The organism is Rubritepida flocculans DSM 14296, from assembly GCF_000425365.1.
GTDB lineage: Bacteria > Pseudomonadota > Alphaproteobacteria > Acetobacterales > Acetobacteraceae > Roseococcus > Roseococcus flocculans.
The window spans coordinates 1-10,713 of sequence record NZ_AUDH01000048.1 but is presented as its reverse complement, the minus strand read 5'-3'; the positions used below and the strand labels follow the sequence as shown (position 1 = coordinate 10,713).

Sequence of the window (10,713 nt, the reverse complement as noted above, 5' to 3'; positions counted from 1 at the left end):
AGCCGGTCGGGCTCGCCCGCTTCGCCGGCGAGCGCGGCGAAGATGCGGCTGAACACGCCCATGCGGCTCCAGCGGACGAAGCGGTTGTAGAGGGTCTTGTGCGGGCCGTAGCCCGGCGGGGCATCGCGCCAGCGCAGTCCGCCCTGGATGACGAAGATGATGCCGCTGAGGACGCGGCGGTCGTCCACGCGCGGGATGCCGTGCGAGAGCGGAAAGTGCGGCCGGATGCGCCGCATCTGCGCCGCGGTGAGCAGGAACGGGACGGACATGAGGGCACCTCCGCCCCGTTCAGAATCACGTCCGCCCGCGTCGCCGCAAGCAGATTAATGGGTCCTGAGCCTAGTAAAGGCCTTGCTGACGCTGCCGTCCGCTGATGCGCTTCGGATCGGCGAGGGTGTGGGGGGGGCGGCGCTGGCGCAGCGGCGCATAGGTCAGTCCAGCCTTGCGGAGGCGCTGCTGCCGACGGGCGCGGGCGTGAACCGACGGCTGGAGCGGATCGCTGGGCTGATCGACCCGAGCTGGTTCGAGCGCCTGCTGGCGCCGCTTCGCGCGCCCGGTGGACGCCCCGGCTACCCACCCCTGGCCCTGTTCAAGGCGTCCCTGCTGGCCCAGTGGTATCGGCTCTCCGGCCCGGGCCTGGAGGAGGCGCTGGCCGGCGGGCTGTCGTTCCGCCGCTTCCGCGGCTTCGGCCTGGACGACGGCACGCCCGACGAGACGACGCTCTGCCGCTTCCGCGCCGCGCTGGCCGAGCGCGAGCTGCCCGAGGCGCTGTTCGGCGAGCTGAACCGCCAGCTCGACGCGCGGGGCCTGGTGCTGAAGGCCGGCACACCCATCGATGCGGCGCTGGTCGAGGTCGCGGTGGCCCGCCCGGCCCTCAGCGAGGGCGAGGTCTCCACCAGGGACCCGGATGCGGGCTTCACCCGGCGCGGGCAGAAGAGCTTCTTCGGCTTCGAAGCGCACCTCGCCGTCGATCTCGGCACCGACCTCGTGCGCGGTGCGATCCTGACCGGCGCGGACGTGGGCGACAGCCTCGCGGCCGACGCCTCGATCCAGGGCGATGAGGCCGCGGTGTTCGCGGACAAAGCCTACGACAGCACCGCCCGTCGCGAGGCGCTGGCCAAGGTCGGCGTCGCCGACGGCATCATGCACCGCGCCCACCCGCGCCGGCGGTCGGTGTCCTGGCAGCGCTGGATGAACGTCGCGCCCCCCGATCCGAGGCCAAGTCGAGCGCGCCTTCGGCACCCTCAAGCGCAGCTACGGCTGGCGCCGCGTCCGCTACCGCGGTCTCGTCCGCAACGGCGCCCACCTGCACTTGCTCTGCATCGCGCTCAACCTGCGCCGCGCCGCCCGGCTCGCCCCCCGACAGGGGCGGTGTGCCCGGAACTCACCGCTGAGGCGTCGAGGGCGGCGCCAACGCAGGGCGAACCGGCGCTCCGCCACGCCTCTCGCGCCGGTCGGAGCCACCGATCCGCGCTTCGCAGAAGTCTCCTGCGAGCTACGGCGTCCCCTCACTCGATCCTGAGGCCAGAAGCGCGGATCACCGGCGTCCAGCGGGCATACTCGCTGCGGATATAGGCAGCCGTGTGCTCAGGCGTAGTTCCGCTCACCGGTTCGGCCGAGATGCTGCGCAGGAAGGCACGGAACTCCGCGGTCTCTGTTGCACGGCGAAGCGCAGCATTGAGCCTCCCAATCAATGGTGCCGGCGTACCAGCCGGAGCAAGTAGCGCGTTGTAGGTATTGGCCACCGCGTCTGGCACGCCGTGCTCAACGGCAGTCGCTACGTCGGGGGTCACCTCGGAGCGCTGCTCAGTCAGCGTGGCAAGAATCCGTAGCCGTCCCGCCCGGTGATGCTCGATCATTGGGGCAAGGATTCCGACGAATAGCGGAACGTGGCCGGCGACACAGTCCTGCACTGCAGGTCCATCACCACGGTAGGGGATGTGCACCAACTTCAAGCCGCCTGCTTGGCGAAGGAACAGCTCCATGCCGAGATGTGTGATTGCTCCCGCGCCGCCTGAGGCATAGGAGAAGCGTCCCGGATTATCTCGTATCAAGGCGATCAACTCGGGCACCGTCCGTGCAGGAAAGGAAGGATGGGCCGCGATTGCAACCGGAGCGAGGGCAACAAGGCCGATCGCCGCGAAGTCATTCAGCGGATCGTAGCCTGGCTTCTCCACTATCTGAGGGAAGATCGCATGAGCTGATGGCGTGGTGAGGAGAAGCGTATACCCATCCGGCCGCGCGCGCGCGACATCGATCGCGGCGATCGAGCCAGTACCTCCGGTGCGATTCTCGACCACCACGGGTTGCCCCAGTTCACTTCCTAGCTGCTCGGCGAGGCGGCGGGCGACAACATCGGTGGGCCCCCCGGGGGCAAACCCAATCACCATACGAATCGGACGGCTAGGGAAGTGCTCCTGCGCCGCACCACCCCGCATCGCTGCCATGGCTCCCGTCGCAAGCCATGCCCCCAATCCCACCAGGCCGCGGCGCTGCATGTCTATGCGTCCCCTTCCTGACATGTTGTTGGCCGCCGAACGCACCAGCACTGCTATTTGCGCTGGTGTGTGGCGAAGATGACACCCGTGTCGAGCCTACTTTCTGAACTGACCGAAGTCCGGCTTGCGCTTCGCATTGAAGGCGCGCACGCCCTCCCGCGATTCCTCACCGGCGTAGTAGAGCGCCAGCGCCTGCATCCCTAGGCCGCCGATGCCGCGGATGCTCTCGGTGTCGGCGTTGAAGGAGCGCTTGGCGATGGCGACGGCGGTCGGGCTCTTCTCCAGGATCTCGGCGCACCAGCGCGCCACCTCGGCGTCGAGCTGCTCGTGCGGCACCACGGCATTGACGAGACCCATCGCCAGCGCCTCGGCGGCGGTGTAGCGGCGGCACAGGTACCACATCTCGCGCGCCTTCTTCTCGCCGACGATGCGCGCCAGGTAGGCGGTGCCGAAGCCGGGATCCACCGATCCGACCTTGGGGCCGACCTGGCCGAACACCGCCTTCTCCGAGGCGATGGTGAGGTCGCAGAGCGTCGCAAGCACGTTCCCCCCGCCGATCGCATAGCCCTGGACGCGGGCGATGACCGGCTTCGGCACGTCGCGGATGAGCGAGTGCAGCTCCTCGACCGGCAGGCCGATGACGCCGCGCCCGTCGTAATTGCCGTCATGCGCCGACTGGTCGCCGCCGGTGCAGAAGGCCCGGTCGCCGGTGCCGGTCAGCACGATGACGCCGACGGACCTGTCCCAGCCGGCGCGGTTCAGCGCGTGTATCAGCTCCTCGCAGGTGCGGCCGCGGAAGGCGTTCATGACCTTCGGGCGGTTGATCGCGATGGTGGCGACGCCCTCGGCCGCCTCGAACAGGATGTCCTCGTACTGCATGGCTCTTCCCTCAGCTCAACCAATCATGGCGAGGCCGATCTGCCGTGGAGCATCCAAAAACTGCCATCAAATGGTCGCCGGTCTCGTCGCCCAAAGCTGTCGTTCTGTCGCTGTCCTTGATGGATGGTCTGGAGACGTATTCAAGGCTTACGTCACGTGCACTCTCCTCATCTGCACGGTCGTATGGATCGTCGCATCCAGCGCCGTCCATCAGCTGAAACGTGACGCAGGTGCCTTTCCGGATCGGAAGACTCGCCATTCTCGTGACGGACCAGTCAAGGGCAGCTCAGCTGCTCGACAGTGATCAACGCCGCGGCACCTCGCTTGGCGCCAAAGAGGCTCCAGGGGTGGCATTCTGGCGGCCAGCTCGCGCGAGATGGCCGTGGCGCCGACGGCGCCGGCCACCGAGCCGGACCCGAGCAGCGCGAGGCGAGCGCACCACGGCCGTACACTCTTGCGCTCGCTCGGCGGCGGCAATCCGCGCAGGTACCACGGGGCCGAGTGCCGGCGCGCACGGCGGTCGAGCTTGTCCGGGAACCGCTCCGGCAACGCCTCCAACTCGTCCACCCAGGCCGCACATCCGCGTGCCATCGCCATGCCTCAATCGCTTCACATGCCACCGGAACTGCGACCACGCTCAGCCGCTTCTCAACACAGCCATGCAGTGCTAGGCGGTCAGCGCCGCCACCGTTGCTTCCGGCAGGCCTGCTTCGCGAAGTACTTCGGCCGTATGCTCCCCGAGGCGCGGCGCGAGGCGGCGAATACTGCCCGGTGATTCGGAGAATTCGGTGGCCACAGTGGTGGTAATCATCCGCCCTTCGGTCGGGTGCTCGACTCGCTGGAAAAAGCCTGTTTCGTTCAGATAGGGATCATCCAGCATACTATCGAGCGAGAGGACCGGTCCGTTTGGGATGTCGGCGGCGTCTAGGCGTCTTTGCCATTCCGCGGTCGTGCGAGTGCGCATGACGTCGGTCACAATCTCGTACAGCGCAGCGATGTTCAGCGTGCGCTGTTCGAGCCGTGCGAAACGCGCGTCCTGCGCAAGCTCGGGCCTGTCGATGGCAACGAAGAGGCGTGCCCATTGCTCGTCTGTGTTTGCGAGCAGGCAGATATACCCATCTGCGGTCGCATGCGGACGGCGGAAGGGGGTTAGCATCCTTACATACCCGACGCCTAGCGAGGGATCGTCCAGCGTTGCACCCCAAAGGTGCTCCACAAGATTAAAGCTGAGCATCGTCTCGAGCATCGGCACGTGAACCTCCTGGCCGACCCCAGTGCGTTCGCGGCGGTAAAGGGCCATGCCGATGGCCGAGGCGAATGCAAAGCCGCAGAACTTGTCTGCGATGGCCATCGGGACGAAGCCCGGCTTGCCATCGCGCCGGGCAACCAGGTCGGCGATGCCGCTCATGCCCTGGATCACGTCATCGAAGGCAGGCTTATCGCGCCAACGGCTGCTCTGGCGAAAGCCGGTGGCCGCCGCATAGACGAGTCGTCGATTGCGCTTGGCGAGCGCGGCATAGCTAAGACCTAGGCGTTCCGCCGCACCGAGCCGCATATTGTGGACGAAGACATCGGCACCATCCACGAGATGCAGCAGTGCGTCCATCGCCTCGGGCCTCTTGAGATCCAGGACGACGCTGCGCTTATTGCGGTTAGTGTTCAGGAAGAAGACGCTCATGCCGGGGCTGCGGCTTGGGCCCATGAAGCGGATCGGGTCGCCGGTGGGCGGCTCGACTTTGACGATGTCCGCCCCCATGTCGCCAAGCACTTGCGTGGCGACGGGGCCCAAGATGTTGACCGTCAGATCGACGACCCGGACACCCGCCAGCGGCCCACCTTCGCCTGCCTTCATTAGCCGGCGCTCCGTGCCTTGATCATGCGAGTCGGGGTGTAGGTGAGCGCGACAGATCCGTCCTGTTTCACCACACGGTTCAGGGTCGTGACGATGCCGCGGTTCGGCCGGCTCTTTGAGCGACGGCTCTCGGTGACTTCCACCTCGACATGGATGGTGTCTCCGGCAAACACGGGATTCTCGATCTTGAGCTCCATGCCGAGAAAGGCGTAACCTGTGTGCTGCATCGTTGCGTGGACAAGCAGGCCTTCGGCGAAGCAGTACACGAGGGCGCCCGGCGCAAGGCGGCCCTTGATATCACTTTCGTGCTTGAGGAACTCGAGGTTGGTGAACAGAACTTCAGTGATGCCAGTGCAGTTAATGAAGGCGACGATGTCGGGTTCCGTCACGGTGCGGCCGATAGTGCGGAACTTGCGGCCAACCGGCATGTCCTCGAAGAATTGGCCGATACCGAGGACGGGAAGATCGCCACTTGAGGCTGCAGGCATGGTCAACGTTTCCCTGGTCCGATGATATTTCGCGCAACGATATTGCGCTGGATCTGGTTGGTGCCCTCGATGATCTGAAGCACCTTGGCGTCGCGGAAGTAGCGGTTGATCGGGTAGTCGTTGGAAATGCCTGCAGCCCCGAAGAGCTGGACGGCGTCAGTTGCGACCTTCATTGCCACGTCGCTCGCAAAGCACTTGGCCGCTGCGGCGAGCGTTGCCATTTCAGCGCCGCGCTTTCCGGCGTCGACCGCTGCGGCTGCCGCGTAAGTCAACTGCCGCGCGGCTTCGATCTGAATGGCCATGTCAGCGACGATCCAACGCACGCCCTGGAAGTCCGATACGGTCTGCCCAAAGGCGCGGCGGCCCTTGATGAAGGCGACGGCGTGATCCATCGCGCCTTGGGCGCAGCCGACTGCGCGCGCGGCGATCAGCGGGCGTGATTGGTTGAGCGCCTCCATCACATCCTTGAACTTGCCACCCTCTCCACCGAGGCGGTTCTGTGCAGGCAGCCGCACATCGTCGAGGAAGATGGCGTAGGAGGGCACGCCGCGCGCCCCCATCTTGTCTTCCCTGCTGCCCACCGTGAAGCCAGGCGTGCCGCGCTCGACGATGAAGAATGAGACCTCGTCTCCCTCGTCTACCTTGCAGGCGATGAGCACGAAGTCCGCGACCCCAGCGTTCGTGCACCAGATCTTACTGCCGTTGAGGACGTAATTGGCGCCGTCGCGCCTAGCGCGCGTCTTGATGCCGGCCACGTCGGAACCGGATTGTGGCTCGGTGAGCGAGAATGCGGCGCGCAGCCGTCCGTCCGCCAGGCCAGGCAGCAGACATGCCTTCTGTTCGGGTGTTCCGCCCGCGAGGATGGCCCCAAGAGGCGCCCACTGCACGAGCAGGAGATAGGCGGTGTTGTAGCACACACGCCCGAGCTCCTCGATCGCCACGGCAGCGGAGAGAAGGCTGCCCGACCCGCCATATTCCGGCGGGAAAGGGAGTGTGAAGAGGCCGAGTTCTCGCAGGAGATCGAACATGTCCTGCGGATACTCTGCTGTTCGGTCGATCTCGGCTGCACGGTGGGCGACGCGCTCCTGCGCGACGCGGCGCACTAGGTCTCGCACCTCGATCTGTTCTTGGGAGAGAGCGAAGGTCATGGCGTCAGCTCATGGTCAGGCCGCCAGAGACGCTGATCGTCTGTCCCGTCATGTAGGCCGCGTCATCGGAAAGAAGGAAGGCGATGATGCCGGGATAGTCCTCCGGCTTCCCCAAACGCCTTAGCGGAATTGCGCGTGCCAGCGCCTCAGCGATCTTGCCGCCGGTGGGCGAAGCAGCGCGAAAGGCGTCGAACAGTGGAGTTTCGGTCGGGCCAGGGCAAAGCGTGTTAAGGATGATGCCATTGCGCGCCATCTCACGGGCCATCGTCTTCGTGAAAGCGATGATGCCGCCTTTGCACGCGGAATAGACCGACTCGCCAGAGGAGCCGACGCGCCCTGCATCGGAAGACACATTGACGACGCGCCCGAAGCCGCGCTCCGCCATACGGCGGAGCACGACGTGATGCATCACCAGCACGCCGTAGAGGTTGATGCGTATGACTTTGTCCCAGAAAGCGCGGTCTGTCTCGAGGAAGGGGATTGGCAGATCCCAACCAGCCACGTTGACCATGCCCTCGACCGGCCCATGCGTGGCCTCGAAGGCATCGACCGCCGCGGTCACCGCGTCTTGGTCAGAGATGTCAGCGGTGTGGGCAGCGATCGTGCCGGCCTTGCCCGCCGCGAGACGGGCGGTCTCCTGGGCGCCATCGCCGTTAATATCAAGGACAGCGACGATACAGCCTTCATCGGCAAGTCGGAGTGCTGTGGCGCGGCCGATGCCGCTCGCGCCTCCTGTGAGAATTATCCGCCGTCCGGCCAGGCCTCGCATGTCTTTCACTCCCTTAGCTTCGGAGGCGGTCCTCCGAGTTTTCCCGCTTCGTCTTGACGGCGGGTCGTGCTCCGTGTTCGAAATATAGAACGTCGTTCAAGATCGGCGCAAGCCCCAGGATTGCGCGAATGGGCGGGCCGCAGATGGTCGTGGAGGAGAGGAGTGCGGCTAGGGCAGAGGCAGCACCCGGATCCAGGTCCCGGTCGCCGGAGGGTTGGTACGCAGCGCGACTCGGTCGTGAAGTCGGCGGCGCGCGTCCTGCAAATCCTGGAGTTCTTCGATGCGGTTCGTCGGCCGGTGGAGGCCTGGGAAGTGGCGGCGGCGCTTGGTTACCCGCAGTCGAGTACCCGGGCGCTTCTCAGGAGCCTAACCTCGCTGGGCTATCTGACGCGCGACGTTGCGAGGCGACGCTATGCGCCAACGCTCCGCGTACCACTTCTCGGCGGTGGCTGGATCGCGCCCGAACTCTGCGGCATGCCGCCCCTTCGATTGCTCATCGACAGTGTCGCGCAACGCACTGGCGGATGTGTAGCGGTGATGGCGCGGAATGGGGACCGCGCTGAGGCGATCGTCGCGACCAGCGCCTGGCTGGGCGCGCTCGGAGGGCGAAGGGAGTGGATGATCGAAGGAGCCTCCGGGCGATGCCTGCTCATTGATTGCGACGATTCGCAAATCCGCCGCCTTCTCCATCGATGGAATGCCGAAGCGGCTGCCAGCAAGATGCCACGCGTCGATCCTTCATCCTTTCTACATGATGTGGCCATCCTGCGGCGACGTGGATGGATCGCCTTGCCGGATCCGAAGGACGAGCAACGTGCGCACGTCACTATGCCTCTGACGGCGAGTGACTGCGGCGGGCTTCTCGCGCTGACGCTCAGCGTGCCCGCACCCGGCCTTGGGGCGCGCGTCTCGGCACTCGCCGCGGCTATGCGGGAGGAATGCGAAGTATGGCTGCGGCGGGAGCCGCCCATCACAGCGACCGGCAGGGGAAGGATACCTCGCCCTCTTCCGCGCGTGGCCCTGCAGCAGGACCGCGCCTTCGTGCGTCAGAAAGTCACCTAAGGAGTGGAGGTAAGAGTGGGACCCCTCGCTGGCGTCAAGGTCATCGAACTTGCCGGCATCGGACCCGCGCCAATGTGCGCGATGCTCCTGGCGGATCTCGGCGCATCGGTGCTGCGGATCGACCGCCCCGATCCGCCGGAGCTCGGCTTCAAGCGACCACTCCGATACAACCTGCTCTTGCGAGGCCGACGGACGATTGCCCTCGACCTTAAGCAGCCGGCTGCCCGGGATCTGGTGCTTGAACTCGTTGAAAGAGCCGATGCACTCATCGAAGGTTTCAGGCCCGGGGTGACCGAGCGTCTCGGCCTCGGCCCCGATGACTGCCTAGCGCGCAACCCGCGCCTCATCTACGGCCGGGTGACGGGTTGGGGGCAGGACGGTCCGCTCGCGCAGGCCGCGGGACATGATCTCAATTACATTGCCCTGACCGGAGCGTTGCACGCCATCGGGCGCGAAGGACAGCCGCCTTCGCCGCCACTAAACATCGTAGGTGATTACGCCGGTGGCTCCCTCTACCTTGCCATCGGGCTTCTGGCTGCAATGCTTGAGGCGCGTCAGTCCGGAAAGGGTCAGGTGGTCGATGCAGCGGTTGTCGATGGGACGGCGCACCTGATGACGACGTTCCACGGGCTTCTGGCTGCGGGCATTATCCGTGAAGAGCGCGGGGTGAATCTTATGGATTCCGGTGCCCCATTCTACGACTGCTACGCCTGCGCAGATGGGTGCTATGTGTCGGTGGCGCCGATCGAAGGTCGATTCTTCTCGGAACTGCTGCGCCGACTCGGCATCGATCCGCAGACCTTCCCACCCCAATCGGACCGGGCACGATGGCCGGAGGCGCGTGCTCGTCTATCGGCGATCTTCGCAACCCGAACGCGAGACGAATGGTGCGCTGTCTTGGAGGGTACGGATGCCTGCTTTGCACCGGTCCTTACGATGCAGGAAGCTGCGCGTCATCCGCATATGAAGGCCCGTCAGACCTACATCGAAATTGATGGTGTCGTTCAACCGGCACCCGCGCCACGCTTCAGCCGCACGGTCCCGACGCCGCCGGGGCCCCCGAAGCCGGCAACGCCTGATGAGGCCATGAATGCTCTTGACGGCTGGTTGGGGCAGGACCGGATGGTGGCCCTGCGCGAAGCGGGCGTTCTGCCATGAGTTCGGAGGCAGTCGCCCGCCTACAGTACCTAGTCGACCGAAGCCCGCATAACTCCTGGCTGGGAATGCGTATTCAGGCAGCAGGCGAGGATGGTGTCGAGATCCGTGTTGCCTGGCGGGAGGAATTTATCTCGGCGCCGGAGCGCCGGGCCGTCCATGGCGGCGTGCTGGCGGGTCTCGTCGACAGCGGTGCGGTCTTCGCTGTGATGGCGACGTCCGAGACCTTAGCCGCGACGGTCGACCTCAGAGTCGACTACCATGCGATCCCTGCGTCCGCCCCAATGTTGGTCAAGAGCCGGATCGTTAGAAAAGGGCGGACCCTGTCGACTGCCGAGGCCTACGTTTACGATTCACAGGATTGCCTAGTAGCGAGCGGTCGGGCGACGGTCATGACCATCGCACCGAAGGACAAGAGCGGGATCGGTTGAGAAGTCATGCAGGCCGAAAGGATGACAGAGACTGTTCGTTTCCGGTTTCCTTTCCCACACCACTACAAACAGTTTTGTAGTTAAGTTGCCCTTAACGGGTTGATTTCATTAGGCCGCGTGGACAAACCTGATCCACAGTCGGATTGAGGACAGTGTGGCGAAGCCGAGGAAGCTGTCGGCGGTCTGGTCGTAGCGGGTGGCGACGCGGCGGCTGTTCTTCAGGCGGTTGATGAAGCGCTCGATGCGGCTGCGCAGTGCGTAGAGCGGACGGCTCACGCTGTGCTGGACGTGGCGGTTCCGTTTGGTCGGGATCTCCGGCACGGCGCCGCGGTCGCGCAGATCCTGCCGGATCGGGTCGCTGTCGTAACCCTTGTCGGCGAGCATGATGGCGGGGTCGCTGTCGCGCGCCGCCATCAGCGCCTCGTAGTGCG

General features: G+C 65.5%; 12 protein-coding genes and 1 pseudogene. 5 read left to right on the top strand and 8 right to left on the bottom strand.

All coding sequences use genetic code 11. The features are described 5' to 3' along the window. Positions 1–269: IS5 family transposase (locus tag H596_RS0118195; protein WP_037302001.1), on the bottom strand; the 269-nt coding region annotated here is incomplete at its 3' end. Positions 270–396: 127 nt separating this feature from the next. On the opposite strand from H596_RS0118195, the pseudogene H596_RS25030 reads away from it, so the two are divergent. Together H596_RS25030 and H596_RS25025 are read left to right on the top strand one after the other, a co-directional pair. Continuing rightward, a pseudogene (locus tag H596_RS25030) lies at positions 397–1,161 on the top strand (IS5 family transposase); the annotation flags it as partial. Positions 1,162–1,210: 49 nt separating this feature from the next. Further along, a complete protein-coding gene (locus H596_RS25025; protein WP_408735292.1) occupies positions 1,211–1,522 on the top strand; it encodes a transposase in 312 nt (103 codons plus the stop codon). On the opposite strand, the gene H596_RS23615 is transcribed toward H596_RS25025, so the two are convergent. The 6 genes from H596_RS23615 to H596_RS0118165 all read right to left on the bottom strand — a co-directional run bounded on the left by H596_RS23615 (position 1,509) and on the right by H596_RS0118165 (position 7,634). Further along, positions 1,509–2,498: a Bug family tripartite tricarboxylate transporter substrate binding protein gene (locus tag H596_RS23615; protein WP_169579894.1), complete on the bottom strand. Its 990-nt coding sequence runs from the start codon at positions 2,496–2,498 to the stop codon at positions 1,509–1,511. The genes H596_RS25025 and H596_RS23615 overlap by 14 nt on opposite strands. A 96-nt stretch (positions 2,499–2,594) precedes the next feature. After that, on the bottom strand, positions 2,595–3,377 hold the full coding sequence (gene badI, locus H596_RS0118185) for a 2-ketocyclohexanecarboxyl-CoA hydrolase (protein WP_027286082.1): 783 nt from the start codon (positions 3,375–3,377) through the stop codon (positions 2,595–2,597). 667 nt (positions 3,378–4,044) lie between these two features. After that, a complete protein-coding gene (locus H596_RS0118180) occupies positions 4,045–5,229 on the bottom strand; it encodes a CaiB/BaiF CoA transferase family protein (RefSeq protein ID WP_027286081.1) in 1,185 nt (394 codons plus the stop codon). Then, complete coding sequence (locus H596_RS0118175; protein ID WP_037302000.1) at positions 5,229–5,717, bottom strand: MaoC family dehydratase; 489 nt, start codon at positions 5,715–5,717, stop codon at positions 5,229–5,231. The genes H596_RS0118180 and H596_RS0118175 overlap by 1 nt, the downstream gene beginning before the upstream one ends. 2 nt (positions 5,718–5,719) lie before the next feature. Next, positions 5,720–6,865 carry an acyl-CoA dehydrogenase family protein gene (locus H596_RS0118170; protein WP_027286079.1) on the bottom strand — a complete coding sequence of 382 codons (1,146 nt, stop codon included), beginning with the start codon at positions 6,863–6,865 and terminating at the stop codon, positions 5,720–5,722. A 4-nt stretch (positions 6,866–6,869) separates the two neighbouring features. After that, positions 6,870–7,634 (bottom strand): SDR family oxidoreductase, encoded by a 765-nt coding sequence (locus H596_RS0118165; protein WP_027286078.1) that lies wholly within the window; start codon positions 7,632–7,634, stop codon positions 6,870–6,872. 237 nt (positions 7,635–7,871) lie between these two features. Between H596_RS0118165 and H596_RS23610 the strand changes: the two genes are divergently transcribed. From H596_RS23610 to H596_RS0118160, 3 genes are all read left to right on the top strand, one after another. After that, the gene (locus H596_RS23610) at positions 7,872–8,696 is read left to right on the top strand and encodes a helix-turn-helix domain-containing protein (protein ID WP_169579893.1); all 825 of its coding nucleotides are present in this window, start codon (positions 7,872–7,874) and stop codon (positions 8,694–8,696) included. Between the two features lie 15 nt (positions 8,697–8,711). After that, positions 8,712–9,854: a CaiB/BaiF CoA transferase family protein gene (locus H596_RS23605; RefSeq protein WP_084602993.1), complete on the top strand. Its 1,143-nt coding sequence runs from the start codon at positions 8,712–8,714 to the stop codon at positions 9,852–9,854. Positions 9,855–9,919: 65 nt separating this feature from the next. Further along, a complete protein-coding gene (locus H596_RS0118160) occupies positions 9,920–10,282 on the top strand; it encodes a PaaI family thioesterase (protein WP_051213394.1) in 363 nt (120 codons plus the stop codon). Positions 10,283–10,390: 108 nt separating this feature from the next. Here the strand turns inward: H596_RS0118160 and H596_RS0118155 are convergent. Continuing rightward, the coding region (locus H596_RS0118155) for an IS5/IS1182 family transposase (RefSeq protein WP_027286076.1) at positions 10,391–10,713 on the bottom strand (323 nt) is incomplete at its 5' end.